At 66.9% G+C, this 23,194-nt stretch carries 29 protein-coding genes; 16 read left to right on the top strand and 13 right to left on the bottom strand.

The features are described from left to right. The first annotated feature begins 64 nt into the window (after window positions 1–64). The gene (locus tag BGP17_RS13435; RefSeq protein ID WP_286712354.1) at window positions 65–436 is read left to right on the top strand and encodes a hypothetical protein; all 372 of its coding nucleotides are present in this window, start codon (window positions 65–67) and stop codon (window positions 434–436) included. Window positions 437–475: 39 nt separating this feature from the next. Here the strand turns inward: BGP17_RS13435 and BGP17_RS13430 are convergent, their stop codons facing one another. The 6 genes from BGP17_RS13430 to BGP17_RS13405 are packed head-to-tail and all read right to left on the bottom strand — an operon-like array spanning window position 476 to window position 6,159. Then, entirely contained in the window at window positions 476–1,357 is an 882-nt protein-coding gene (locus BGP17_RS13430; protein WP_286712353.1) for a ParB/RepB/Spo0J family partition protein, read from the bottom strand. Further along, entirely contained in the window at window positions 1,354–2,136 is a 783-nt protein-coding gene (locus BGP17_RS13425) for a ParA family protein (RefSeq protein WP_167300051.1), read from the bottom strand. Before BGP17_RS13425 ends, BGP17_RS13430 begins: the two co-directional genes overlap by 4 nt. Continuing rightward, on the bottom strand, window positions 2,133–2,756 hold the full coding sequence (locus tag BGP17_RS13420; protein ID WP_286712352.1) for a 16S rRNA (guanine(527)-N(7))-methyltransferase RsmG: 624 nt from the start codon (window positions 2,754–2,756) through the stop codon (window positions 2,133–2,135). The genes BGP17_RS13425 and BGP17_RS13420 overlap by 4 nt, the downstream gene beginning before the upstream one ends. Continuing rightward, a complete protein-coding gene (mnmG, locus tag BGP17_RS13415) occupies window positions 2,753–4,585 on the bottom strand; it encodes a tRNA uridine-5-carboxymethylaminomethyl(34) synthesis enzyme MnmG (protein WP_286712351.1) in 1,833 nt (610 codons plus the stop codon). Before mnmG ends, BGP17_RS13420 begins: the two co-directional genes overlap by 4 nt. A gap of 57 nt (window positions 4,586–4,642) precedes the next feature. Then, the gene (gene mnmE, locus BGP17_RS13410; protein ID WP_286712350.1) at window positions 4,643–5,926 is read right to left on the bottom strand and encodes a tRNA uridine-5-carboxymethylaminomethyl(34) synthesis GTPase MnmE; all 1,284 of its coding nucleotides are present in this window, start codon (window positions 5,924–5,926) and stop codon (window positions 4,643–4,645) included. Continuing rightward, window positions 5,926–6,159, bottom strand: coding sequence for a DUF6489 family protein (locus BGP17_RS13405; protein WP_086127787.1), 234 nt, complete (start codon window positions 6,157–6,159; stop codon window positions 5,926–5,928). Before BGP17_RS13405 ends, mnmE begins: the two co-directional genes overlap by 1 nt. A 191-nt stretch (window positions 6,160–6,350) precedes the next feature. Here BGP17_RS13405 and BGP17_RS13400 point away from each other — a divergent pair, with 191 nt between their 5' ends. Beyond that, entirely contained in the window at window positions 6,351–7,052 is a 702-nt protein-coding gene (locus BGP17_RS13400) for a dienelactone hydrolase family protein (RefSeq protein ID WP_167300054.1), read from the top strand. 43 nt (window positions 7,053–7,095) lie between these two features. Here BGP17_RS13400 and BGP17_RS13395 read toward each other — a convergent pair whose 3' ends face one another. The 5 genes from BGP17_RS13395 to hemE all read right to left on the bottom strand — a co-directional run bounded on the left by BGP17_RS13395 (window position 7,096) and on the right by hemE (window position 11,529). Next, window positions 7,096–7,683, bottom strand: coding sequence for an SMI1/KNR4 family protein (locus tag BGP17_RS13395; protein ID WP_286712349.1), 588 nt, complete (start codon window positions 7,681–7,683; stop codon window positions 7,096–7,098). Between the two features lie 12 nt (window positions 7,684–7,695). Beyond that, a complete protein-coding gene (locus BGP17_RS13390) occupies window positions 7,696–8,397 on the bottom strand; it encodes a TerC family protein (RefSeq protein ID WP_167300056.1) in 702 nt (233 codons plus the stop codon). 104 nt (window positions 8,398–8,501) lie between these two features. Then, the gene (gene rho, locus BGP17_RS13385; protein ID WP_137862830.1) at window positions 8,502–9,758 is read right to left on the bottom strand and encodes a transcription termination factor Rho; all 1,257 of its coding nucleotides are present in this window, start codon (window positions 9,756–9,758) and stop codon (window positions 8,502–8,504) included. A gap of 228 nt (window positions 9,759–9,986) precedes the next feature. Further along, the gene (locus tag BGP17_RS13380) at window positions 9,987–10,439 is read right to left on the bottom strand and encodes a CopD family protein (protein WP_286712348.1); all 453 of its coding nucleotides are present in this window, start codon (window positions 10,437–10,439) and stop codon (window positions 9,987–9,989) included. 25 nt (window positions 10,440–10,464) lie between these two features. Continuing rightward, entirely contained in the window at window positions 10,465–11,529 is a 1,065-nt protein-coding gene (gene hemE / locus BGP17_RS13375) for a uroporphyrinogen decarboxylase (RefSeq protein ID WP_380926318.1), read from the bottom strand. A gap of 265 nt (window positions 11,530–11,794) precedes the next feature. On the opposite strand from hemE, the gene BGP17_RS13370 reads away from it, so the two are divergent. The 11 genes from BGP17_RS13370 to BGP17_RS13320 all read left to right on the top strand — a co-directional run bounded on the left by BGP17_RS13370 (window position 11,795) and on the right by BGP17_RS13320 (window position 18,684). Then, on the top strand, window positions 11,795–12,616 hold the full coding sequence (locus tag BGP17_RS13370; protein WP_208413581.1) for a pyruvate, water dikinase regulatory protein: 822 nt from the start codon (window positions 11,795–11,797) through the stop codon (window positions 12,614–12,616). Further along, window positions 12,613–13,209 carry a Maf family protein gene (locus BGP17_RS13365; protein ID WP_286712347.1) on the top strand — a complete coding sequence of 199 codons (597 nt, stop codon included), beginning with the start codon at window positions 12,613–12,615 and terminating at the stop codon, window positions 13,207–13,209. The genes BGP17_RS13370 and BGP17_RS13365 overlap by 4 nt, the downstream gene beginning before the upstream one ends. Next, window positions 13,206–14,018, top strand: coding sequence for a shikimate dehydrogenase (gene aroE / locus BGP17_RS13360; RefSeq protein WP_286712346.1), 813 nt, complete (start codon window positions 13,206–13,208; stop codon window positions 14,016–14,018). Before BGP17_RS13365 ends, aroE begins: the two co-directional genes overlap by 4 nt. Then, window positions 14,015–14,623: a dephospho-CoA kinase gene (coaE, locus tag BGP17_RS13355; protein WP_286712345.1), complete on the top strand. Its 609-nt coding sequence runs from the start codon at window positions 14,015–14,017 to the stop codon at window positions 14,621–14,623. Before aroE ends, coaE begins: the two co-directional genes overlap by 4 nt. Window positions 14,624–14,630: 7 nt before the next feature. After that, entirely contained in the window at window positions 14,631–15,323 is a 693-nt protein-coding gene (gene dnaQ / locus BGP17_RS13350; RefSeq protein ID WP_167300061.1) for a DNA polymerase III subunit epsilon, read from the top strand. A gap of 76 nt (window positions 15,324–15,399) precedes the next feature. Beyond that, window positions 15,400–15,987 carry a ribosome hibernation-promoting factor, HPF/YfiA family gene (gene hpf, locus BGP17_RS13345; protein ID WP_167300062.1) on the top strand — a complete coding sequence of 196 codons (588 nt, stop codon included), beginning with the start codon at window positions 15,400–15,402 and terminating at the stop codon, window positions 15,985–15,987. A 45-nt stretch (window positions 15,988–16,032) separates the two neighbouring features. Continuing rightward, window positions 16,033–16,500: a PTS sugar transporter subunit IIA gene (locus BGP17_RS13340; protein ID WP_167300063.1), complete on the top strand. Its 468-nt coding sequence runs from the start codon at window positions 16,033–16,035 to the stop codon at window positions 16,498–16,500. After that, a complete protein-coding gene (locus BGP17_RS13335; RefSeq protein WP_167300064.1) occupies window positions 16,460–16,951 on the top strand; it encodes a PaaI family thioesterase in 492 nt (163 codons plus the stop codon). The genes BGP17_RS13340 and BGP17_RS13335 overlap by 41 nt, the downstream gene beginning before the upstream one ends. Next, window positions 16,951–17,289 carry a DUF1491 family protein gene (locus BGP17_RS13330; RefSeq protein ID WP_167300065.1) on the top strand — a complete coding sequence of 113 codons (339 nt, stop codon included), beginning with the start codon at window positions 16,951–16,953 and terminating at the stop codon, window positions 17,287–17,289. Before BGP17_RS13335 ends, BGP17_RS13330 begins: the two co-directional genes overlap by 1 nt. A 157-nt stretch (window positions 17,290–17,446) precedes the next feature. Next, a complete protein-coding gene (locus BGP17_RS13325) occupies window positions 17,447–18,094 on the top strand; it encodes a cell wall hydrolase (protein ID WP_167300066.1) in 648 nt (215 codons plus the stop codon). Window positions 18,095–18,186: 92 nt separating this feature from the next. Then, window positions 18,187–18,684, top strand: coding sequence for an MmcB family DNA repair protein (locus BGP17_RS13320; RefSeq protein ID WP_167300067.1), 498 nt, complete (start codon window positions 18,187–18,189; stop codon window positions 18,682–18,684). Here the strand turns inward: BGP17_RS13320 and BGP17_RS13315 are convergent. Beyond that, window positions 18,681–19,295, bottom strand: a complete 615-nt coding sequence (locus BGP17_RS13315; RefSeq protein ID WP_167300068.1) for an ankyrin repeat domain-containing protein — start codon at window positions 19,293–19,295, stop codon at window positions 18,681–18,683. The genes BGP17_RS13320 and BGP17_RS13315 overlap by 4 nt on opposite strands. 53 nt (window positions 19,296–19,348) lie before the next feature. Between BGP17_RS13315 and BGP17_RS13310 the strand changes: the two genes are divergently transcribed. The 3 genes from BGP17_RS13310 to BGP17_RS13300 are packed head-to-tail and all read left to right on the top strand — an operon-like array spanning window position 19,349 to window position 21,047. Beyond that, window positions 19,349–19,945, top strand: a complete 597-nt coding sequence (locus tag BGP17_RS13310) for an SCO family protein (RefSeq protein WP_167300069.1) — start codon at window positions 19,349–19,351, stop codon at window positions 19,943–19,945. Further along, the gene (locus BGP17_RS13305) at window positions 19,942–20,376 is read left to right on the top strand and encodes a YcgN family cysteine cluster protein (protein WP_208413652.1); all 435 of its coding nucleotides are present in this window, start codon (window positions 19,942–19,944) and stop codon (window positions 20,374–20,376) included. Before BGP17_RS13310 ends, BGP17_RS13305 begins: the two co-directional genes overlap by 4 nt. Beyond that, window positions 20,373–21,047, top strand: coding sequence for a M48 family metallopeptidase (locus BGP17_RS13300; RefSeq protein ID WP_286712344.1), 675 nt, complete (start codon window positions 20,373–20,375; stop codon window positions 21,045–21,047). The genes BGP17_RS13305 and BGP17_RS13300 overlap by 4 nt, the downstream gene beginning before the upstream one ends. Before the next feature lie 22 nt (window positions 21,048–21,069). Here BGP17_RS13300 and BGP17_RS13295 read toward each other — a convergent pair whose 3' ends face one another. After that, window positions 21,070–23,124 (bottom strand): transglycosylase domain-containing protein, encoded by a 2,055-nt coding sequence (locus BGP17_RS13295; RefSeq protein WP_167300519.1) that lies wholly within the window; start codon window positions 23,122–23,124, stop codon window positions 21,070–21,072. Window positions 23,125–23,194 lie beyond the last annotated feature (70 nt).

Below are 23,194 nucleotides of genomic sequence, written 5' to 3'. Positions count from 1 at the left end.
GTTTCACAACCATCTCGTCGTCGATGCCGTCGCTTCGGTCTTTCCGTTCGGCAGCGACGCCTTTGTGCGCCTGCGCGAGCGGTTCTGGCTGGAAGTGATCGCGGAAGCCGCATGCCAGGGCCGGTCGCTGATCTTTACCTTTGCCCCCGAACCGAGTGTGGCGGAAGATTTTCCCGAGCGAGTCCAGTCACTTGTCGAGAGTCATGGCGGCCAGACCCTGTTCGTGGCGCTGACGCTCGATCGCGTGGAACAGGAGCACCGGCTGGTGGCCGAAGATCGGGCCGTGTTCGGCAAGCTGCGCTCGCCGGAGCTGCTGCGGGCCCTGCACGGAGAATTCGAGCGATGCATGGCGGCGATGCCCGCCCCTGCCCTAGCGATCGATACGGGCAGCACCTCGCCCGAGCAGGCGGCCGAGCACATCGCACACCTGCTGTAGCGCGTCGTCCCGGTTCTCCGCCGGGGGGACGGCCAGGTCTCAGATCCGCTCGCCGCTCAGCCGCTGACAGACCATGTCGAGCTGATCGAGCGTCGAATAGGAGAGCGTCAGCGTGCCGCCTTTCGGGCCATGGGCGATGCGGACATTGAGGCCGAGCACGTCGCCCAGCTGATGCTCGAGCGCAGTGATATCGGCATCGCGGATCTTGGGATCGGCCTTGCGCCGCGATCCCGGCTTGGCCTGGCGCGCCAGCTTCTCGGTCTCGCGCACCGACAGGCCCTTGGTGGCGACTTCGCGGGCAAGCCGCTCCGCCTCGGGCGCGCCGATCAGGGCGCGGGCATGGCCCATGTCGATATCGCCGACCACCACCATCTGGCGCACGCCCTCGGGCAAGTCGAGCAAGCGGAGCAGATTGGCGACATGGCTGCGCGACTTGTGGACGAGCTTGCCGAGCGCTTCCTGGCTGTGCCCGAACTCGCGGATCAGCCGGGCATAGGCCTCCGCCTCTTCGATCGCATTGAGGTCCTGGCGCTGGATATTCTCGACCAGCGCGATTTCCATCGTCTCCGCATCGTCGAAATCGCGGACGATGACGGGGACTTCGTGCAGCCGGGCGCGCTGCGCCGCGCGCCAGCGCCGCTCGCCGGCGACGATCTGGTAATTATGCCCGGTAGGGCGGACGACGATCGGCTGGATCAGCCCGCGCTGCTTGAGCGATTGGGCCAGTTCCTCCAGCGCGTCTTCGTCGAAATGGCGGCGCGGCTGGTCCGGGTGCGGCACCAGCGAGCTGACCGGCAGCATCCGCAGGCCCGAAGCGGCATCGGGCGTGCCCGAGACCGGCGCTTCGGGAACGGCATCCCCCAGCAGGGACGAGAGCCCGCGGCCAAGGCCGGGGCGAGGCTTGCGGTTGGCGTCGGTCATGCGGCTTTCTTGAGCTTGGGCAGGCGGTCGATCACTTCGCGGGCGAGCGCGATATAGGCTTCCGAGCCGGGGCAACGATGATCGTAGATCAGCGCCGGCAGGCCATGGCTGGGCGCTTCGGACAGGCGGACGTTGCGCGGGATCACCGTGTCGAACACGACGCGGCCGAGCACGGCACGGACATCGTCCGAAACCTGATCGGTCAGGCGGTTGCGGCGATCATACATGGTCAGCACCACGCCCAGGATCGACAGGCCGGGATTGAAGCGGCTGCGGATGCGCTCGACCGTGGTGAGCAGCTGGCTGAGCCCTTCGAGCGCGAAGAACTCGCATTGGAGCGGCACCAGCAAGGCATGTGCGGCGACCATCGCATTGATCGTCAGCAGGCCCAGCGAGGGTGGGCAATCGATCAGGATCACGTCCCAGCGATTGGCATGGTGACGCGCGATCGCCGCATCGAGGCGATGGGTGCGGGCCTCGAACTCGATCAGCTCGATTTCGGCACCCGACAGGTCCTGCGTCGCCGGGACGATGTCGAGCCCCGGCACCTTGGTAGGCGTGGCGACGTCCTCGAGGTTCACATCGCTGACGAGCAGGTCATAGCTCGAATGCTCGCGCTCGGCACGGGTGATGCCAAGGCCGGTCGAGGCATTGCCCTGCGGATCGAAGTCGATCAGCAGCACGCGCTGCCCGGTCGCGGCGAGCGCAGTGCCGACATTGATCGCCGTAGTGGTTTTTCCCACCCCGCCCTTCTGGTTGGCGATTGCGATGCAGATCATCTGGGGCGTACCTTTCGCGCGACCACGATACCCGATTCCGGCTGCGTGATGCTGGGTTCCACGTGAAACGCACCCTGCCATTTCGCACGCGCCGCTTCCACCTCCGATTGCGCGCTTCGCCCTTTTGGCAGCAACCAGATTGTGGATGAGTCCGTGCAATGGGCCGCGGTGCGGAACAGATCGGGCAACGCGGCGACGGCGCGGGCGGAAACGATCGCGGCCTTGCGCTCCGGCACATAGGCTTCGACCTTGCAATGGGCGACATTGGCCCGATCGGCGATGCCCAGCGCCTGGATGGCATCGCGGAGGAACTCGACGCGGCGGATGCGCGGTTCCACCATCACTACCGGGCGATCGATCAACAGCGCGACGATCAGGCCGGGCATGCCGGCGCCGGTGCCGATATCGAGCCAGACGCCTGCCTCTGCTTCGGCTGCGAGCGGGATGAGCTGCGCCGAATCGACGAAGTGCCGCGCCCAGAGCGTCTCGAAGGACGCTGCGGAGATCAGGTTCTGCCGAGTCGATTCCTCGCGCAGAATCCCCCCGAAGCGCTCCAGCAGCGTTCCACGTGGAACACCGAAGCGATTCAGGATCCAGTCTCGAGCTTCGTTCTCGGTCATGCAGCGCGCCGCTTCGCGTGGAGGAGGATGGCGGAAAGCGCCGCCGGCGTAATACCGCGAATGCGGGCGGCGGCGCCAATCGTCTCCGGCCGCGAGGCGCTGAGCTTCTCGACCATCTCGTTGGAGAGGCCGGCAATGGCGGTGAAATCCATGGCCGCCGGCAGCTTCACGGCATCATTGGCGCGTAGCTGAGCCACTTCGGCCTCCTGGCGCTCGAGATAGGGCGCATAGCGGGCATCCTCGACATACTCGGCGAGCAGGTCGGGATCGGCCTCCGGGTGGATGTCCAGATGCTGGAGCTCGATACCGGGGAAGCGCAGCCATTCGCGCGCCGGGCGACGCGCGCCGTCCTGCGCGACCGTGGCACCCCGGGCCGCCAGCGCGCTGGCAGTGCGCTCCACCGCGAAGGCCGCATCCAGTCCAGCCCTGCCCCGCTCGCGAGCGTGGAGCCAGGCAAGCCGCTCGGGCCCAAGCGCGCCCAGCCCGGCGGCAATCGGGCCGAGGCGCGACCCGGCATTGTCGGCCCGCAGGCGCAAGCGGAACTCGGCGCGGGCAGTGAGCATGCGATAGGGCTCGGTGACGCCCTGCAGCACAAGGTCGTCCACCATGACCCCAAGATAGGAAGTCGCGCGATCGAGGATCAGCGGCGCGAGCCCGCGGGCATGGGCGGCGGCGTTGAGCCCGGCGACCAAGCCCTGCCCCGCTGCTTCCTCATAGCCAGTGGTGCCGTTGATCTGGCCGGCGCACCACAAGCCGGGGATCGCCGGCAAGGCCAGGGTCGCATCCAGCGCGCGTGGATCGATATGGTCGTACTCCACGGCATAGCCGGGAGTCACGATCGCAGTATGCTCCAGCCCCGGGATCGAATTGACCATCGCCCTCTGCACATCGACCGGCAGCGAAGTCGACATGCCGTTCGGATAGATCAAATGGGTATCCAGACCTTCCGGCTCGAGGAAGATCTGGTGGCCGTCGCGATCGCCGAAGCGATGGATCTTGTCCTCGATCGAGGGGCAATAGCGCGGACCCTGTGCGTCGATCGCGCCGGTGAACAGCGGCGAACGATCGAGCCCGGCACGGATCGCGTCATGCGTGGCATGGGTGGTGCGCGTGACGCCGCAATGGAGCTGGGGCAGCATGCGGCGCGGCGTGAGCGGCGACATGGTCCAGGGATCGGCATCCGAAGGCTGCTCCTCGATCCGCGCCCAGTCCACGGTGCGGCCATCGAGACGGGGGGGCGTGCCGGTCTTGAGCCGGGCCATGGGGAGGTTCAGCCCGCGCAGCTGCTCGGCAAGCCGGATTGCGGAACCCTCGCCTACCCGGCCGCCAGTCTCGCGCTCCTCGCCGCGGAAGATACGCCCGCCAAGGAAAGTGCCGGTGGCGAGCACCACGGCGCGACAGGAAAGCAGCCTACCATCCGCCAGGCGGATTCCGGCAACGGCACCCCCGTCCAGCTCGAGCGCCTCCGCCTCTCCCGCGACGAGCATGAGATCAGGCTGCCCGGCGAGCATCTTCTGGATCGCCGCGGCGTAGCGCCGCCGGTCGGCCTGGACGCGCGGGCCCTGTACGGCAGTGCCCTTGGACCGGTTGAGCATGCGATAATGGATGCCGGCGGCGTCGGTGGCGCGAGCCATCAACCCGTCGAACGCATCGACTTCGCGAACCAGATGCCCCTTGCCCAATCCGCCGATCGCCGGGTTGCACGACATCGCTCCCAGCTTCGTCAGGTCGAAGCTGAGCAATGCCGTGCGCGCGCCGCGGCGGGCCGAAGCGGCAGCCGCTTCGGTGCCGGCGTGCCCGCCGCCAATGACGATGACATCGAAATCCATTGGCCGCGCGCTACAGAAAGCGCACGGCCGCGTCAAAAGCGTTCCACGTGGAACAGCCTATTTGCCGATGCAGAATCGCGCGAACAGCGCGTCCAGCATCGCCTCCACCCCTGCCCGCCCGGTGATGGCATCGAACGCGCGCATCGCGCTGCGCAGCTGCTCCGCGATCAGGAGCAGATCCTCCTCCCGCTGGGCGGCCCGCAACGCGCTGGCAGCATTCCGGGAAAGCGCACGCTGACGAGCGTTGAGCGCCATCTGGTCGGTCGGCGGGAGCATATCGGCGGCAAGCTGCGCCATCGCACTCCACAGCGCATCCAGCCCCTCGCCCGTAAGCGACGACAGCGACAGCCGATCCGCCGCCGCCATACGCCCCGGCAGGTCCGCGCGCGGATTGAGCCAGAGGCAGTGCGCATGTTCCGGTGGCGGTTCGTCCCCCAGCCAGAGCAGGATATCCGCCTCGGCTTGCGCTGCCTGGGCCCGCGCAATGCCGATCGCTTCGATCTCGTCGCCGGGCAGTGCCGCCAATCCTGCCGTATCGATAAGCAGCCAGGCGGTCCCGCCCCGCACCACCGGCGCCTCGATCCGATCGCGGGTCGTGCCCGAGATCGGCGAGACGATCGCCGCGTCGCGCCCGATCATCCTATTGAGTAGTGAGGACTTGCCGGCATTGGGTGGCCCCGCGAGCACGACGCGGATCCCGTCGCGCAATCGCTCGACCGGCGGGCGATCCGCCACTGCCTCGATATCCTCCGCCAGCGCCGCGGCACCGGATCGGAGCGCCGGAAGCAGTGCGGCATCGGCGACATCGTCCTCATCGCTGTGATCGAGCTCGGCCTCGACGCGCGCAGCAAGCATCAACAGCCGGTCGGTCCAGCCCTCGACTGCCCGGCGAACCGCCCCTTCCGCCGATCGGATCGCGGACCGGCGCTGCGCTTCGGTCTCGGCCATCAGCAGGTCGCCCAGCCCTTCGGCTTCGCTCAGGTCGATCCGGCCGTGCAACAGCGCCCGCCGGGTGAATTCACCCGGCTCGGCCGGTCGGAGCCCGGATCGGCCAGCCAGCGCCGCCTCGACTGCGCGGACCACCGCGCGGCCGCCATGGAGATGGAGTTCGGCAAGATCCTCCCCCGTCGCGCTGCGCGGACCCGGGAAGCAGAGGATGAGCGCGCGATCGAGCAAGCTGCCATCGGCGGGATCGTGCAGGGCCCGCACCGCAGCGCGGCGCGGCGCAGGCAGATCTCCGGCGAAATCGCGCACCATATCGAAAGCGCACGGCCCGCTCACGCGCAGCACGGCAATCGCGGCGGGAAGCGCGCCGCTCGAGACCGCGTAGATCGTGTCCATTATTTCTCGGTCTTGCTCCCGGCATCGAACATCGCGCGCCAGAAGCCCATGCCGGCCTCGCTCATCGGCGCCCAACTCTGCAGCATCGCGCGAAACGCTTCGGGACTGCCTTGCTTGTCGATCGCATCCACCATCATCGCCACATAGCGTTCATGCACCGGGGCGAGGTCCGGCAACCCCATTGCGCGACGCGCCTCTTCGGGGGTGCAATCCACCTCGACATTGATCTTCATGGCCGTCTCCGTTGCGCGGGCAGCACCGCGGCTGCTAGTTCGAGCCCATCTATGCGCGCGACCATGCCGTCATCGCAACGCCCATCGGCCGGAACCGAGCCGATGAAGGCCGGCGACCCGGCCAATTGCGGACCGAAGATCAGATCCTGGCCGTTCGATCTCGAGCGGCACCACGCCGGAAGGACATTGCCATGAGCGAGACGATCAGCATCGACACGATCGACGGGAGCGGCAGCTTCCAGGCCTATGTCGCGCATCCTGAGGGTAGGCCACGCGCCGCGATCATCGTGATCCAGGAGATTTTCGGCGTGAACCCGGGCATTCGCCGGAAGTGCGACGATTGGGCGGCCAAGGGCTATCTGAGCCTCGCGCCGGACCTGTTCTGGCGATTGGAGCCCGGCATCCAGCTCGATCCCGACGTGCCGGAACAGTTCCAGCAGGCACTGGGCCTGATGGGCAAGTTCAACCAGGACGCCGGCATTCGCGACATCGAGGCGACGATCAAGCGCGCCCGGGCGCTGCTCGGCGATGGCGGCAAGGTCGGCGTGGTGGGATTCTGCTTGGGCGGCCGCCTGGCGTTCATGACCGCGACCCGGACGGACAGCGATGCAAGCGTCGGCTATTATGGCGTGGGGATCGACAATCTGCTCGGCGAGAAGCACGGCATCGCCCATCCGGTCCTGCTCCACATTCCGCAGGCCGATCATTTCGTCGATCCCCAGATTCAGGCGGCGATGCATGCGGGACTGGACGACCACCCCAAGGTCACCCTGTTCGACTATCCCGGCGAGGACCATGGCTTCGCCGATACCTTCGGCAAGCGCCGCTCAGACGAATCCGCGAAACTGGCCGATGGGCGGACGGCCGAGTTCTTTGCGAGGAATCTATCGTAAGAAACTGAGATTCATGTGCTGAGGCGAGCCATTTGCGAGTGCCTCAGCACACCGACATCGGGTCAGCGACATAGGCTTTCACGAAGTCGGTGAAGCTGTCGGCGACCCAGCGCTCGCCCGCGGCGATAACGGCGATCCGGCCATAGTCTTCGCCCTCTTCGCAGCAGATGATCCAGGCCCAGAACCAGATCATGTAATCCGCGAAGAACAGACAACGCTCCGCCTTGGCCGCGACGGCCGGGTTGTCGAGCGCATGCGCATATTCTTCGGGGATGTTCCGGATTCTGGTGGGTGGCCACCAAATGGCGTCCCCGTCATCCCAATGATCTTCCTTCGGCGCCACGTACAACAGATAGGCGCGAAAGTCTGCGGGCAGCACGATACCATAGCGGCGCTCGAGGCCCAGCACCGCCGTCTCCGCATCCGCATGGGGTGCCGGATGGTCGCCGCCATGCGCCCAGAAGCCTGCAAGCATCGCGTGCGCAGCGATCAGGGGATCGGCTTCAAATGCGAGAGGCCGTTTCAGCGATGGGCGCTTGGCCGGCCTCCCTATCCCGAACCGAAAGACAACGATCCAAGACACCACTGCCATGACCGCCAGCAACGATGTCCAGGGCCATTGCAAGGACATCCGGCCCGTTCCTCAGAAGAAGCTGGCGATCCCCGGCGTGCCGTGCGTGCCCACCCAGCCTTCATAGATCATCCGGAAGGCGACAAAGACGATCACGATGAGGCCGAGATAGGCGATCCACGGATAGCGGTTGATCAGCTTGGCGATCAGGTTCGCGGCGATGCCCATCAGCGCGACCGAGAGCAGCAGGCCGACGACCAGGATACCCGGATGCTCGCGTGCGGCACCGGCCACGGCGAGGACGTTGTCGAGGCTCATCGAGACATCGGCCACGGCAACCGCCCAGGCCGCGGCGGCGAAGCTCCTGGCCGGCTTCAGGCCCGATTCGACTTCATCGGCATGCGGGCCGCCCTCGCGGATCTCGCGCCAGAACTTCCAGCTTACCCAGAGCAGCAACAGCCCGCCCGCGAAGATCAGCCCGACGATCCCCATCAGCCAGCTGACGATCAGCGCGAAGAGGATACGCAGCAGGAGCGCCGCGCCGATGCCGATCAGGATCACCTTCTTGCGCTGGTCCGCCGGCAGGCCCGCGGCGAGCGCGCCGACGACGATCGCATTGTCGCCCGCCAGCACCAGGTCGATCATCAGCACCGAGCCGAAGGCGGCGAGCGCGGACGGATCGCCGAGATTCGAGAAGTCGGCGACGATGTGGTTCCAGATATCGAGCGGAGAACCCATACCGGCCGTGGCGGCGCTGAGAAGCAAGTCGAGCATCGCTAAGCCCTAGCGCGACGCCGGCAAAAGAAAAGGCCGGGCATCGCGCCCGGCCTTTCCCAATCCCGCCATGCCCCCTCCCTGGAAAGGAGGGGTCCGGACGATCACTGGTTCATGCTGTCGAAGAAGTCCTCGTTGGTCTTCGAATCCTTCATCTTGTCGAGCAGGAATTCCATCGCATCGACGGTGCCCATCTGCATGAGGATGCGGCGCAGCACCCACATCTTGGTGAGCTTGGACTTGTCGACCAGCAGCTCCTCCTTGCGGGTGCCCGACTTGCCGACGTCGAGCGCCGGGAAGATGCGCTTGTCGGCCACCTTGCGGTCGAGGACGATTTCCGAGTTGCCGGTGCCCTTGAACTCTTCGAAGATCACTTCGTCCATGCGGCTGCCGGTGTCGATCAGCGCCGTGGCGATGATCGAGAGCGAACCGCCTTCCTCGATGTTGCGCGCGGCACCGAAGAAACGCTTCGGGCGCTGCAGGGCGTTCGCGTCGACGCCGCCGGTGAGCACCTTGCCCGACGACGGCACCACCGTGTTGTAGGCGCGGCCGAGGCGCGTGATCGAATCGAGCAGGATCACCACGTCCTTCTTGTGCTCGACCAGGCGCTTGGCCTTCTCGATCACCATCTCGGAGACCTGGACGTGGCGCTGCGCCGGCTCGTCGAAGGTCGAGGAAATCACTTCGCCCTTCACGCTGCGCTGCATGTCGGTCACTTCCTCGGGGCGCTCGTCGATGAGCAGCACGATGAGGAAGACCTCGGGGTGATTGTCGGTGATCGCCTTGGCGATGTTCTGGAGCAGCACGGTCTTGCCGACGCGCGGCGGCGCCACGATCAGCGCGCGCTGGCCCTTGCCCTGCGGCGCGACGATGTCGATCACGCGCGCCGACTTGTCCTTGATCGTCGGATCGAGGCTGTCGAGCGTCAGCTTCTGCTCGGGATAGAGCGGCGTGAGGTTGTCGAAGTTGACGCGGTGGCGGACCGCATCGGGATCGTCGAAATTGACCGAGACCAGGCGCGTGAGCGCGAAATAGCGTTCGCCGTCCTTGGGCGCGCGAATCTCGCCTTCCACCGTATCGCCGGTGCGCAGGCCGAACTTGCGGACCTGGTTGGGCGAGACATAGATGTCGTCGGGGCCGGCGAGATAATTCGCCTCGGGGCTGCGCAGGAAGCCGAAGCCGTCGGGCAGCACTTCAATCGTGCCCTCGCCCATGATCTGGTCGCCCTGCTCGGCCTGTGCCTTGAGGATCGCGAAGAGCAGATCCTGCTTGCGCAAAGTCGAAGCGCTCTCGACGCCGAGCTCTTCGGCCATCGAGACCAGTTCGGCGGGGGCTTTCTTCTTGAGGTCCTTGAGATGCATTGGGAGTCCGGGTGCCTGGATTGCCTGGGAGGGAGCGTCGGTCGGCGGTACGGTCGCGCGCGAATAACGATGCTTGGAGGAGGGATGGCCCGGTGACCCGGACCACAACGCCGAATTAGGTATGGCCCAAGGCCAAGTCAACCGGTCTCGGCGGCCTGCATCACGCTTTTGCGGCAAGCCTCATCTTGCGGGAGACGGAAGCCTGGCGCAATTATGTTACGTTGGCCGTCAGAAGGGCTTCACGACCGCCAGGATGACGATCGCGATCACTGCCAGCGCGGGCAATTCGCCCAGCATGCGCAGCCGCCGCGCGGGGATCGGTCCGCGACCATTGGCGAGTTTGCGCGAATAGCTGACCGCCCAGCCGTGAAATCCGGAAAGAAGCAATACGATCAATAGCTTGGCATGCAGCCAACCCAGGCCGGCGCCACCTTCGAACAATCCGAGATTGGCAGCAAGGGCGAGTCCGAGCAGCCAGACGATCACGATCGAGGGCGTGAGGATCATCCGGCGGAGCAGCGTCTCGCGCTTCGTCCAGGCCGCGGCTTCCGGCGTGCCGAGCGCCTCCTGGTGATGGACGAGATAGCGCGGCAGCAGGAACAGGCCGGCCATCCAGAAGATCACGAAGATGATGTGGAACGCCTTGACCCAGAGATAGGCCCCGCCCAGGAATCCCGTCATGCTCGCCTCCGCTCGCGGGCTGCCATCAACCCCTCCTGATCCGCGCCAGCAGCCGCTCGACATGCGCGATCGGCGTGTCCTGCTGGATGCCGTGGCCGAGATTGAACACATGCGGGCGGCTTGGAAAGGCCGAAAGGATCCGCTCGACCGCGCGATCGAGCGTCTCGCCCCCGGCGATCAGCGCCAGCGGATCGAGATTGCCCTGCACGGGGAGATCGTCGGGCAGCACGCCGTCGGCCCAGGCCGGATCGACCGTCTCGTCGAGCCCGATCGCATCGACACCGGTCTCGCGGGCATAGGCGGGGAGCTTGCCGCCGGCGCCCTTGGGGAAGCCGATCACCGGCGCCCGGCCCTTCACCGCCGCCGCGATGCGGGCGGTGGGAGCGATCACCCAGCGTTCGAACTGCTCGGGCGAGAGGCTGCCGGCCCAGCTGTCGAACAGCTGCACCGCTTCAACGCCGGCATCGATCTGGGCGTTCAGATAGTCGATCGTGCAGTCGGCGATGCGATCGACCAGCGCCTGCATGAGTCCGGGATCCGCATAGGCCAGCCGACGTGCCTCCGCCTGCTCGCGGCTGCCCTGCCCTGCGATCATATAGGTGGCGACGGTCCAGGGACTGCCTGCGAAGCCCAGGAAGGTCACGCGCGGGTCGAGGGTAGTCCGTACCTGCCGGACGGTCTCGTACACCGGCTGCAGGGCCTCAGGACGCGATTCAAGGGCATCCAGGACGTCGCGCGACGTCACGGTCGGTGCCAGCCGCGGCCCCTCGCCGGTTTCGAACCAGAGTTTCTGGCCCAGCGCCATCGGCACCATCAATATGTCGGAGAACAGGATCGCGCCGTCCATGCCGAAGCGGCGGATCGGCTGGAGCGTGATCTCGGCGGCGGCCTGCGGATCGAGCGCCAGTTCGAGGAATCCGCCCTTCTCGGCCCGGAGCGCGCGATATTCGGGCAGATAGCGGCCCGCCTGGCGCATCAGCCATATGGGCGGCACTTCCTGTCGAACGCCCTTCAGCGTCTCGAGCAACGGCTTGGTTCGGGGGACGATCAGGGCCTCGGTCCTAAAACTATTAAAAGAGAATCTAGGAATTGTTGGAGTCTGTTGGCGCGTGGAAACCGGGGCTTATGCATTCGTCCGCGACTTGCCAACAGATTGACTCCGGCGGGCCCTCGGGAGTCTCCGGATTCGCCGGCGCCGTCCCCGTTTTCAACAGGCTGTGGATCGGAATCACAAGCTGGGGACGGGCATGTGGACGAATCACCAGCCGGAGTCGTCAAACTGACCCGATTGGTTCGTGCGCCCGGTTGCGCTAGTGGCTGTGCGGCATGTTCTCCACAGATTCACTCACGGCCTGATGCGTCTCCATCTCCACCTCCTTTCCGATTCCACCGGCGAGACGCTGGAGAACATCGCCAAGGCGGCGCTGGCCCAATATGACGATGTGGAGACGCTGCGGCATTTCTGGCCGATGGTGCGTAGCGAAGCGCATCTCGAGCGGATCCTGCAGGAAATCGCCCAGAATCCGGGGCTGGTGCTCTACACGCTGGTGAATCCCGAGATCCGCCGCACGCTGGAGAGTCGCTGCCGGGCGATGGGATTGCCGGCGATCGCGCCGCTCGATCCGGTCAACCATGCGCTCTCCAACCTGCTCGGCCAAGAAGCCAAGGCGCGCCCGGGGCGGCAACATACCCTGGATGCCGCCTATTTCGCGCGCGTCGACGCGATCCAGTTCACCATCGCGCACGATGACGGGCTGCTCGCCGAGGATTGGGAGGAAGCCGACATCCTGCTGGCCGGCGTCTCGCGCTCGTCCAAGACGCCGACGTCGATCTACCTGGCGAACCGGGGCTACAAGACCGCCAACATCCCGATCGTGGTCGAATCGCCGCCGCCGCCGGAGCTGTTCGACCTCAAGCATCCGCTGATCGTCGGCCTTACCACGAGTGCCGACCGGCTGATCCAGATTCGCCGCAACCGGCTGCTCTCGCTGAACCAGGCGACCGAGACCAGCTATGTCGAGCAGGACGCGGTGACGCGCGAAGTCGCCTATGCGCGGCGGATGTTCGCCGACAATGGCTGGCCGGTGATCGACGTGACGCGCCGCTCGATCGAGGAGACTGCCGCGGCGATCATCCAGCTGTGCAACGAACGGACGCTCGAAAAGGGAAGATCATGAAGCTGGTGCTCGCCTCGCAAAGCGCTTCGCGCCGCGCCATGCTCAACGATGCCGGCGTGCCGCATGAAGCCGTGACGGCACAGGTCGACGAAGCCTCGGCCAAGGAGTCGCTGGTCGCCGGCGGCATTTCCCCGCGCGACCTGGCCGATGCGCTGGCCGAGCTGAAGGCGCTCAAGGTCTCCGGCCTCGTGCCGGGCGCGCTGGTGCTGGGCGGCGATTCGCTGGTCGCGCTCGACGACGGCTCGCTGCTCGACAAGCCCGAAAGCCGCGAGCAGGCGGCGGATCATCTGCGCCGCATGTCGGGCCGGACGCACGACATCTACAGCGCCGCGGTGATCGCCGAGGGTGGCCGGGCAGTGTGGCGCCATGTCGATCGCGCGCGGCTGCACGTCCGCCCGCTCTCCGAGACGTTCATCGCGGAATATCTCGACATGGAATGGCCCGCCATCGCCGGTTGCGTCGGCTGTTTCCGGATCGAGGGCCCCGGCGTCCAGCTGTTCAGCCGGACCGAGGGCAGCCACTTCACCATCCTCGGCATGCCGCTGCTGCCGATCCTCGACTATCTGCGCATCCGAGGAATATTGACGTCATGACAGCCTATGCCGAAGTGATCGGCGACCCCATCGCCCAGTCCAAGTCGCCGCTGATCCACGGTTTCTGGCTGGGACAGCTCGGCATCGCGGCCGAATATCGCCGCGCCCATGTGAAGCCCGAGGAACTGGCCGGCTATTTCGAATCGCGCAGGGCGGATCCCGACTGGCGCGGCTGCAACATCACCCTGCCCCACAAACAGGCCGCGCTCGAATTCGTCGAGGATCGCGGCGGCATCCGCCAGTCGATCGGCGCGATCAACACGGTGGTGCGGGCCGAGGACGGCGCGCTGATCGGCACCAACACCGATGCCGGCGGCTTCTACGCACCGATCGCCGGCCTCGATCTCGAGGGCAGGCATGCGGTGGTGATCGGCGCGGGCGGCGCGGCGCGGGCGATCCTGTTCGCACTGTCCAAGGTCGGCATCGGCCGAGTGACCTTGCTCAACCGCAACGTGCTCAAGGGCGCGGCCCTGCTCTCCGGGTTCGGGATCAAGGGCGAGGCGCTTCCCCTTTTGGCCAAGCTGCCGCCGGCCGCGCTGCTGGTGAATGCCAGCGCGCTCGGCATGGTCGGCCAGCCGCCGCTCGAAATCGACCTGTCGCCGCTGCCCGAGGACGCGGTGGTCTATGACGCAGTCTATGCCCCGCTTGAGACCGATCTCCTTGCCCAGGCGCGCGACCGCGATCTCGACACGGTGGACGGGCTCGAGATGCTGGTCGGCCAGGCCGCGCTCGCCTTCGAGCTGTTCTTTGGTGCCGAGCCCCCGCGCGACCGCGATGCGGAACTGCGCGCGCTTCTGCTGACGTCATGATCACCCGCCCCGCGATCATCCTGGGCCTCACCGGGTCGATCGGCATGGGCAAGTCGACGGTAGCGGCGATGTTCGCGGAAGACGGCGTGCCGGTGTTCGATGCCGATGCCGAGGTCCATCGGCTCCAGGGGCCGGGAGGTGCCGCGCTCGCCGCGATCGAGGCGGCATTCCCGGGCACCACCGGCGATCTCGGGGTGGACCGCGCGCTGTTGCGCGAAGCGGTGACTGCCGACCCCGGCGCGTTTGCCCGGCTCGAGGCGATCCTCCATCCCGCGGTGGCGGAGATGCGCGAGGCCTTTCTCCAGGCGAATCGCGATGCGCCGCTGGTCGTGCTCGACGTGCCCTTGTTGTTCGAGGCGGGCGGCTGGCGCCATGTCGACAGGATTGCCGTGGTCTCCGCGCCGGCCGAGGTGCAGCGCGAACGCGTGCTCGCCCGCCCGGGCATGACCGCGGCGCGATTCGAGGCGATCCTCGCCCGTCAGCTGCCCGACTCGGAAAAGCGCGCGCGCGCGGATTTCGTGATCCCCACCGGCGTGCCGATCGGGGAGACGCGCGCGGTGGTCCGTGATGTCATCGCTTGCCTAGCGGGCCGCGTGGGAGGATAAGGTTCCCATGCGTGAAATCGTGTTCGACACCGAAACCACCGGGCTCAGCTTCTCGGGTGGCGACCGGCTGGTCGAGATCGGATGCGTCGAGCTGCTCAACCGCGTGATGACCGGCCGCACCTTCCACGCCTATATCAATCCCCAGCGCCCGATGCCGATCGAGGCGTTCAACGTCCACGGCCTGTCGGACGTGTTCCTCTCGGACAAGCCGTTGTTCGAGGACGTGGTCGAGGACATGCTGGAGTTCATCGGCGACAGCCCGATGATCGCGCACAACGCCAATTTCGACTTCGGCTTCATCAATGGCGAGCTGACCCGCAGCGGCCGACCGATCGTCGACCTGGGCCGCATGGTCGACACGCTGGCGATCGCGCGCGTCAGGCATCCGGGCGCCAAGCACACGCTCGATGCGCTGTGTACCCGCTACGGCATCGATCTCACCCAGCGCACGCTGCACGGCGCGCTGATCGACGCTTCGCTGCTCGCGCAGGTCTATGTCGAGCTTACCGGCGGGCGGCAGATCACGCTGGGCCTGGCGGTGGACGCGCCGGTGGCGCGCGAGACGATGGTCGAGGCGCCGGCGCGCGGACATGCGCGCCCGGCACGCCAATTTAGCGCCAGCGCGGCGGAACTCGAACGCCACGCGGCCTTTCTCTCTAAGATGGAGGACCCGCTCTGGGGCGTCGCCCCGGCCAGTTGACTCCCGGCATTTGCCGGCGGTTGATCGGTTCGGACCCGCACCAGCCGGGGTCCTCGGTACAAAGTGGAGGTGAACAATGGACATCCGGGTTTCTGGGCATCAGGTCGAGACCGGCGACGCGCTCAAGGCGCAGGTCAACGAACGGCTCCAGGGGATTGCGGGCAAGTATTTCTCGCGCGCGATCTCGTCCCAGGCGACCTTCGGCAAGGGGCCGCACGACAACGGGTTCACCTGTGACATCGTGATGCACGTCACCCAGGGCCTTGTCCTCAAGGCGACGAACAAGGGCATGGAGGCCCATGGCGCGTTCGACGGCGCAGCCGACCGGATCGACAAGCAGCTGCGCCGCTACACCCGCCGGCTGAAGGACCGCCAGAACGGCGTGGTCAATGCGTTCGCCGAGAACGGCGCCTATGACAACAATGCCGGCTACACCCTTTTCCAGGAGACGGTGGACGAGGACGAGCCGGTCGATGCGCCGCTGATCATCGCGGAGACTCGGGTCGACGTGCCCGATGCCACGGTTTCGGATGCGGTCATGATGCTCGATCTGCGGAACACCAATGCGCTGCTTTTCCGAAATAGCGCGACAGGTGCCCATAACATGGTCTATCGGCGCGGCGACGGGACCATCGGATGGGTGGAACCCAATCGTGCCGCCTGAGTATTAAAGGCAGGCCCCGGGGGGCGGACCTCAACTGGAATATCGATGACGACCATCACTGAATTGCTCGTGCCGGAGGCAGTGCTCTCCGGCGTGAGTGTTGCCAGCAAGAAGGCGCTGTTCGCGGCGCTGGGTGCCACCGCAGCCGAGGCTTATGGTCTCGACGCGCGTGCCGTTTCCGAAACCCTTTCCGAGCGCGAGAAGCTGGGCTCGACCGGCTTCGGCGCCGGCATCGCCATTCCGCACGGCAAGCTGGACGCGATCCGCCGCGTCTGCGGCGTGTTCGTGCGGCTGGACAAGCCGGTCGATTTCGGCGCGGTGGACGAACTGCCCGTCGACCTCGTCTTCATGCTGCTCTCGCCGGTGGGCGCGGGTGCCGAGCATCTGAAGGCCCTGGCTTGCGTCTCGCGCTGTCTGCGCGACAAGGCGATCGCCGCCAAGCTGCGCGGCGCCGGATCGCGCGATGCACTCTATGCGCTGCTCGCGGGCGTGGAGGCGCGTGACGCAGCCTGAGGAGCCCGTCGGGGCGACGGCGCATTTCCGCGCGCTCGAATCGCTCTATGCCGCGGCACCGATCAACCGGCTGTTCGAGTCCGTGCTCGAAATCCCGGAAGGTGGCGTCGCGCGCATCCGCTTCACCATCGACGAGCGCTATTTCCATGCGGCCGGCGCGGCGCATGGCACGAGCTATTTCAAGATGCTCGACGATGCCGCCTTCTATGCGGTGAACAGCCTGGTCACCGATCGCTTCGTGCTGACGACGCAGTTCAACCTGTTGTTCACCAAGCCGCTCGGCCCCGGGCCGGTGGTGGCGGAAGGGCGCTGGGTGAGCGGGCAGCGGCGCGTGTTCGTCGGCGAGGCCCGGCTGATCGACGCGACCGGCGAGGAAGCGGCGCGCGGCACCGGCACCTTCATGCGTTCGCGCATCCCGCTCGCCTCGCTTCCCGGATATCGCCAGGGCTGATGGCGCGGATCGCCACCGGCATGCTGGTCAATGCGCTGATCCGCCGTGCCGAAGGGGCCGGCGGCGGTGCGATGGTACTGGCCAGGGGCGATGCGACTGCCGGCGCGATACTGCTCCTGCTGGTCGAGCGGGGCGCCAATCCGCGCTTCGTCGAGCGTGGGCTGGGCCCCGACGGAAACCCCGCGCTGATCGCCTCGGGCCCACACCAATTCGCCGACGAGGGCGAGGTTACGGCCTATTGGCGGCGGCGCCGCGCGCGCGATTCCGACCTCTGGGTAGTGGAACTGGACATCGCGGATGCGGAACGCTTCGCCGCTGAAACGATCGCGATGAATTGACATGTAGGACGCGGCCGGCGAAAGGCGGCCCCTACTATCAATCGCGTTGTGCCTGCCGGGGTGTGAAGTCGGTCGGTTACGCAGTCGGGGGGGAAGCCCGGCGGTCCAATACAGAAAACGGGCCGGCCGCGCACCAACCGCACAGCAACGAAGCCTAATGAAGTTCATCCATCGCGCCGCGGGTTTCGCGGCCGTGACTTTTTGCGCTGGCGCACTTGCGAATGCCGCCACGCTCGACATGACCGCGGACGCGCAAGATGCGCCGGTTCAACTGGTCAACGTCCAGAACCTCCAGCAGGTTCCCGCGCCGGCCCCGCAGGCCGCGCCGACTCCGATCCAGGAAAAGACCGAGATCGTCCAGCCGATCCCCAATGCGGATCCGGACGACGAAGATTTCAATTCGCTCACCGAAGCCGTGGCCGCGCAGGATGCGCCCGCGTCGCTCGACAGCGAGCTCAACTGCCTCGCCGTGAGCGTCTATTACGAGGCGAAGAGCGAGCCGCTCGCCGGCCAGCTCGCCGTGGCGGACGTGATCCTCAACCGCACCGAATCGGGTCGCTTCCCGCGCTCGGTCTGCGGCGTGGTGACCCAGCGCGGCCAGTTTTCCTTCGTCCGCGGCGGCAAGCTGCCCACCCCGCCGGCCAACGGCCAGTGGAAGAAGGCGCTCGCCGTGGCCCAGGTCGCGATGAAGGACCAGTGGGATTCGCCCGTGCCCGAAGCGCTCTACTTCCATGCCCGCTATGTGAAGCCGAGCTGGAAGCGTGCGCGCGTGGGCGCCGTCGGCAACCATGTCTTCTATCGTTGATGGCGGATTGGCGGCGCCGGCCCGGTGCCGAAATCCAAGATAGGCGAGTCGCGGGCTTCCCTGCGTTCGCGTAATGTTCTAGACGGTCGGGGATGACTTCCCCGGCCGTTTCGATTCCGGAAGACCCGCTGCCCGATGGGCCCTTGATCGCCGCCGATGTCGCGCGCGGCGTCACTCGGCTGCTGCTCCGCCACGATTGCGTCGCGCTCGCCGAGGTGCCGCTGGAGGGCGGCCGCCGCGCCGATCTGATGGCGATCGATTCGCGCGGCAACATCGTCATCGTCGAGATCAAGGTATCGCGTGCCGATCTGCTCGGCGACGGCAAATGGACCGATTATCTCGCGCATTGCGATCGCTTCTTCTGGGCGGTGCCCGAGGGGTTCGACCTCAGGCCCTTCGAGCAGGAGGGTTTCCTGCCCGCGCGCGCGGGACTGATCGTCGCCGATCGCTACGATGCGGCGGTGATGCGCGAGGCGGCGACATTCCCCCTGCCCGCGCCGACACGGCGGAAATGCACGCTGGCCTTTGCCCGGCGCGCGGCGCGCCGGGTCATCCAGATCCTCGATCCCGACGCGGAAGCGGCGTTCTAGAGCTTCGGGCCGGCCGGAGCCGCGCTGCCCGACTTGCCGCCCTTGGGCGCTTCGGCGAGCAGCTTGGCGATCTGCGGATATCGGGTCTCGTCGCGGGCATAGTCGCGCGCCGACTTGCCGGTGACATTGTCGGTCCGGTCCGGATTGGCGCCGGCGGCGAGGAGCTGGCGGGCGACGTCGATGTCATGAACCTGGACGGCGCGGATCAACGGCGTCTCGCCGCTGGTGTTGGCCGTGTTCACATTGGCGCCGTACTTGAGCAGAATCTGCACGCCGTCGCCCCAGCCACGCTCGGCGGCGATGATCAGCGGGGTATTGCCGCGATTGTCCTGCAGGTTCGGATTGATGTCGTCCTGTTGGAGCAGCACGCGCAGATAAGTGGAATCGCTGCGCCGCACCACGATGTGGAGCGCGCCCTCGCCGGTCGAACGATCCTTGGTGTTGACGATGCGGAGCGACTTGTTCTCCAGATACTTGTTCACCTTCGTGCCGTCCGTCTCGCGGATGGCGTTGAGGAAATTGTAGCTGTCGGAGAATTGCTGGGCCGATGCGGGCGCGGCGGCGAGCATCAGCAGGGCGGCGCCGGCGGCGCCCAATACGCGAACGTTCATGTCTTGCCCAAACCCCATAGCGGCAGTGCTTGCAAGCCCCGGACTATCAGATCATGGCTGACGATACCATGAGCAGGATATTTCAGGCCCTTGCGCCTTTGCTACTGATCGTCTCGGGCTGCAGCGCCGCTCCGGGCGAACCGCCGCTCGCCGGCGCCCGCATCGGCGGCCCCTTCACGCTGACCGATCCGGACGGCAAGCCGGTGCGCGACAGCGATTTCGCCGGCAAATATCGCATCGTCTATTTCGGCTATACCTGGTGTCCCGACATCTGTCCGAACGACATGCTCAAGATCGGCCAGGCGATGAAGACGCTCGACAAGCAGGCGCCGGCCAAGGCCAAGGCGATCGTGCCGATCTTCATCACCGTCGATCCCGAGCGCGACACGCCCAAGGTGGTCGGCGCGTTCGTGCGCAACTTCGACGATCGCATCGTCGGCCTCACCGGCAGCCCGGCGGCGATCGCGGCGGTGGAGAAGCAATATGCGGTCTATGCGAAGAAGGAACCGGCCGGCCCGAACGGCGCCTATCTGGTAGGGCACAGCCAGATTGCCTATCTGATGGACAAGGACGGCAAGCCGATCACGTCGCTGCCGATCGAGAAGGATGCTGCGGCCGTGGTGGAGCAGCTCGACCATTGGGTGAGATGACCGGGAAATTCTGGGAAGACCTGCCGCTGGAAAAGCTCGACCGGGCGCAATGGGAAGCCCTTTGCGACGGCTGCGGCAAATGCTGCATCCACAAGCTCGAGGACGAGGAGACCGGCGAGCTGATGGCGACCAATGTCGCCTGCCGCCTGCTCGACCGGCGGATGGGGCGCTGCTCCGACTATAAGCACCGCCATGCCTATGTCCCCGAATGCGTGCGGCTGACCGCGCGCAACGTCCGCGACATCGAATGGCTGCCCTCCACCTGCGCCTATCGCCTGCGCGGCGAAGGCAAGCCCCTGCCCGATTGGCATTATCTGGTGAGCGGCGATCCCGAATCGGTCCATGCGGCCGGCCAGTCGACGCGCGGCTGGACGGTGAGCGAGGACGACGTCGTCGATTTCGAGCACCATCTGGTGGACCGCGAGCTTTGAGCGAACCGGAGATCGAGGTGGTCCGTCACGCCCGGGCGCGGCGGATGCGGCTCTCGGTCGATCCGCGGTCCGGCCGCGTGAAGCTGACGCTGCCGCCGCGCGCCTCGCTCAAGAAGGGCATGGACTGGGCGCGCGAGCAGCAGGGCTGGATCGCGGCGCAGCAGGCGAAGATGCCCGAGGCGCGGCCGTTCGCGCCGGGCGCGCGAATCCCGATCGGCGATGCCGAGGTGGAGATCGTCTGGCCGGCGACCGGCGCCGGGCGCACGCCGCGTCTGGCCGGCGACCGGCTGTTCTGCGGCGGCCCGCGCGAGGGGCTGGAGCGGCGCATCGAGCGCTGGCTCCGCCAGGCGGCACTCGACCTGTTGAGCGAGGAGACGGCGGAATATGCCGAGCGCGCGGGCGTTACGGTCACCAAGGTCTCGATCGGCGATCCGCGCGGGCGCTGGGGGAGCTGCGCTTCCTCGGGCCAGATCCGTTACAGCTGGCGGCTGCTGCTGGCGCCGAGCCATGTGCGGCGATCGACCGTGGCGCATGAAGTGGCGCACCGGCTCCACATGAATCATTCGCCGGCGTTCCACCGCGTGGTGGCGGAGCTGTACGAAGGCGATCCGGAGCGGGCACGGGCCTGGCTCAAGCGCAACGGCGCGGCGCTGCACTGGTACGGCCGGTAAGGCTTCCCCTTCCCCAGGGCGCCTATTGCGGCTCCCCGCGCGGCGCGTCGCCCCGCGGCGGCGAGGCCGGCTGGCGAGGTACGTCGCGCGGCGTATCGCGCTGGTCGCGCTGGGCCGGGGCGGGGGCCTTGCGGCCGGTCATCCGGTCGATCCAGTCCTGGTCGAGCTGCTCGTCCTGGCCGTGCGGGGGCTGGACCTGCTCGGTGCCGTCCCCGCGCGGCTGCTGATCCTCGGGCAGCGGGTTGCCGTCCGGGTCGACGAACAGGCCGTTGTCCGGCTCGGCATAGGCGGCATTCTCTTCGTCGAGCTGGTACTCCGGCAACGTCACCTGGGTGTCGAACTGCTCGACCGGGCGCTTGGCGACTGCCTTGACCATGAAGTCGTGAAAGGCGCGGGCCGGCGCGGTACCGCCCTGCAGGCCGGGGACCACCTTGGCGTCGTCGCGGCCCATCCACACGCCGGTGGTGAGGCCCGAGGAGAAGCCGACGAACCAGCCGTCCTTGTTCGACGTGGTCGTGCCGGTCTTGCCTGCCACCGGGCGGCCGATCTGCGCGGCGCGGCCGGTGCCGGTGGCGACCGCGGTCTGCATCAGGTCGGTCATCTGCGCGGCGACATAGGGCGCGACCAGGACATGGCTGGTATCCACCTCATGCTGGTAGATCACCGCGCCGTTCGCGGTCACTCGGGTGATGCCATAGGGTGTCACCGCCACGCCCTTGTTCGCCACCGAGGCGAAGGCGCGGGTCATGTCGATCAGGCGGACGTCGGAAGTGCCGAGCACCATCGCCGGATGGGTATCCACGGGCGTGGTGATGCCGAAGCGGCGCGCCATGTTGGCGATCGCGCCGAAGCCCACTTCCTGGCCGAGCTTCGCCGCGATCGTGTTGACCGAATAGGCGAAGGCAGTGCGGATGTTCATCTCGCCGCGGAACGCGCCCGAGCTGTTGCGCGGGCTCCAGCCGTTGATCGTCACCGGCTCGTCGACCACCATGTCGTCGGGCTTGTGGCCGGCCTCCAGCGCGGTGAGATAGACGAAGAGCTTGAACGCGGAGCCCGGCTGCCGGGTCGCCTGGGTCGCGCGATTGTAGATGGACGCGACATAGTCCTTGCCGCCCACCATCGCGCGCACCGCGCCGTCGCGATCGAGGCTGACCAGCGCGCCCTGCGCATTCTTGGGCGCGTTGGCACGGACCGCGTCGTCGGCGGCGCGTTGCATCGAGAGGTCGAGCGTGGTCCAGACCTCCAGCGGCGCCTCGGTCTCGTCGATCAGCACTTCCAGCTGGGGCAGCGCCCAGTCGGTGAAATAGCGCACGCTGTTCTGCTGGGGCTCGGGGGCGAGCGCCACGGTGCGCGGATCGGTGGCCTTGGCCTGGCTCTGCGTGATCTTGCCGGTCTCGGCCATCAGGTCGAGCACGACGCTGGCGCGGCCGATCGCCGCCTCGGCATCGGCGGTGGGCGAATAATGCGAAGGCGCCTTGACCAGGCCGGCGATCACCGCCGCTTCGGCCAGGCTGAGATTGGTGGCGGGGTGACCGAAGAATTTCCGGCTCGCCGCGTCGATGCCATAGGCGCCGCCGCCGAAATAGACCTTGTTGAGATAGAGTTCGAGGATCTCGTCCTTCGTGAACTTCCGTTCCATCGCCAGCGCGATCACGCCTTCGCGCACCTTGCGGCCGAGATCGTACTTGTTCGACAGGAAGATGGTGCGCGCCACCTGCTGGGTGATCGTCGAGCCGCCCTGCAGGCGCCGGCCCTCGTCGTGCAGCTGCTTGGCGCGCCAGAAGATGCGCGCGACGCCGACGGGATCGACGCCCCAATGCGATTCGAAGCGGCGATCCTCGGTGGCGATGATCGCATCCTTCATCACCTGCGGGATCTTGTCGGACTTGATCCATTCGCCATAGCTCGGCCCGAGCGACACCAGCACGGTGCCGTCAGCCGCGTGGACGCGGATCATCTGGCCGTTGGGCGAGGATTTGAGTTCGTCGAAGCTCGGCAGCGTCGACTTGGTCGAATAGACTGCGATCAGCAGCGCGATGAAGCCGAGCAGCGCCAGGCTACCCCCGCTCACCAGCATCCAGAAAGCGATTCGCTTCCAAAAGGAGAGGTCACGCCATTTGGGCGTGCGGATCACGGTGGGCAAATTC

Origin of the sequence: Sphingomonas sp. 67-41 (assembly GCF_001899725.1) — a bacterium.
Lineage (GTDB): Bacteria > Pseudomonadota > Alphaproteobacteria > Sphingomonadales > Sphingomonadaceae > Sphingomonas > Sphingomonas leidyi.
This window is presented reverse-complemented; position numbering and strand designations above follow the sequence as displayed.

Coding starts and splice junctions, on each gene's coding strand:
- BGP17_RS13405 (WP_086127787.1), bottom strand. CDS start 6,159: ATGAAGATCAATGTCGAGGTGGATTGCACCCCCGAAGAGGCGCGTCGC.
- BGP17_RS13340 (WP_167300063.1), top strand. CDS start 16,033: ATGACGACCATCACTGAATTGCTCGTGCCGGAGGCAGTGCTCTCCGGC.
- BGP17_RS13420 (WP_286712352.1), bottom strand. CDS start 2,756: ATGACCGAGAACGAAGCTCGAGACTGGATCCTGAATCGCTTCGGTGTT.
- mnmE (WP_286712350.1), bottom strand. CDS start 5,926: ATGGACACGATCTACGCGGTCTCGAGCGGCGCGCTTCCCGCCGCGATT.
- BGP17_RS13320 (WP_167300067.1), top strand. CDS start 18,187: ATGACTTCCCCGGCCGTTTCGATTCCGGAAGACCCGCTGCCCGATGGG.
- BGP17_RS13370 (WP_208413581.1), top strand. CDS start 11,795: ATGCGTCTCCATCTCCACCTCCTTTCCGATTCCACCGGCGAGACGCTG.
- BGP17_RS13395 (WP_286712349.1), bottom strand. CDS start 7,683: ATGTCCTTGCAATGGCCCTGGACATCGTTGCTGGCGGTCATGGCAGTG.
- rho (WP_137862830.1), bottom strand. CDS start 9,758: ATGCATCTCAAGGACCTCAAGAAGAAAGCCCCCGCCGAACTGGTCTCG.
- BGP17_RS13310 (WP_167300069.1), top strand. CDS start 19,349: ATGGCTGACGATACCATGAGCAGGATATTTCAGGCCCTTGCGCCTTTG.
- BGP17_RS13305 (WP_208413652.1), top strand. CDS start 19,942: ATGACCGGGAAATTCTGGGAAGACCTGCCGCTGGAAAAGCTCGACCGG.
- BGP17_RS13380 (WP_286712348.1), bottom strand. CDS start 10,439: ATGACGGGATTCCTGGGCGGGGCCTATCTCTGGGTCAAGGCGTTCCAC.
- BGP17_RS13315 (WP_167300068.1), bottom strand. CDS start 19,295: ATGAACGTTCGCGTATTGGGCGCCGCCGGCGCCGCCCTGCTGATGCTC.
- hpf (WP_167300062.1), top strand. CDS start 15,400: ATGGACATCCGGGTTTCTGGGCATCAGGTCGAGACCGGCGACGCGCTC.
- BGP17_RS13365 (WP_286712347.1), top strand. CDS start 12,613: ATGAAGCTGGTGCTCGCCTCGCAAAGCGCTTCGCGCCGCGCCATGCTC.
- coaE (WP_286712345.1), top strand. CDS start 14,015: ATGATCACCCGCCCCGCGATCATCCTGGGCCTCACCGGGTCGATCGGC.
- BGP17_RS13390 (WP_167300056.1), bottom strand. CDS start 8,397: ATGCTCGACTTGCTTCTCAGCGCCGCCACGGCCGGTATGGGTTCTCCG.
- BGP17_RS13330 (WP_167300065.1), top strand. CDS start 16,951: ATGGCGCGGATCGCCACCGGCATGCTGGTCAATGCGCTGATCCGCCGT.
- BGP17_RS13430 (WP_286712353.1), bottom strand. CDS start 1,357: ATGACCGACGCCAACCGCAAGCCTCGCCCCGGCCTTGGCCGCGGGCTC.
- BGP17_RS13425 (WP_167300051.1), bottom strand. CDS start 2,136: ATGATCTGCATCGCAATCGCCAACCAGAAGGGCGGGGTGGGAAAAACC.
- BGP17_RS13335 (WP_167300064.1), top strand. CDS start 16,460: ATGCGCTGCTCGCGGGCGTGGAGGCGCGTGACGCAGCCTGAGGAGCCC.
- mnmG (WP_286712351.1), bottom strand. CDS start 4,585: ATGGATTTCGATGTCATCGTCATTGGCGGCGGGCACGCCGGCACCGAA.
- BGP17_RS13325 (WP_167300066.1), top strand. CDS start 17,447: ATGAAGTTCATCCATCGCGCCGCGGGTTTCGCGGCCGTGACTTTTTGC.
- aroE (WP_286712346.1), top strand. CDS start 13,206: ATGACAGCCTATGCCGAAGTGATCGGCGACCCCATCGCCCAGTCCAAG.
- BGP17_RS13400 (WP_167300054.1), top strand. CDS start 6,351: ATGAGCGAGACGATCAGCATCGACACGATCGACGGGAGCGGCAGCTTC.
- BGP17_RS13295 (WP_167300519.1), bottom strand. CDS start 23,124: ATGCTGGTGAGCGGGGGTAGCCTGGCGCTGCTCGGCTTCATCGCGCTG.
- dnaQ (WP_167300061.1), top strand. CDS start 14,631: ATGCGTGAAATCGTGTTCGACACCGAAACCACCGGGCTCAGCTTCTCG.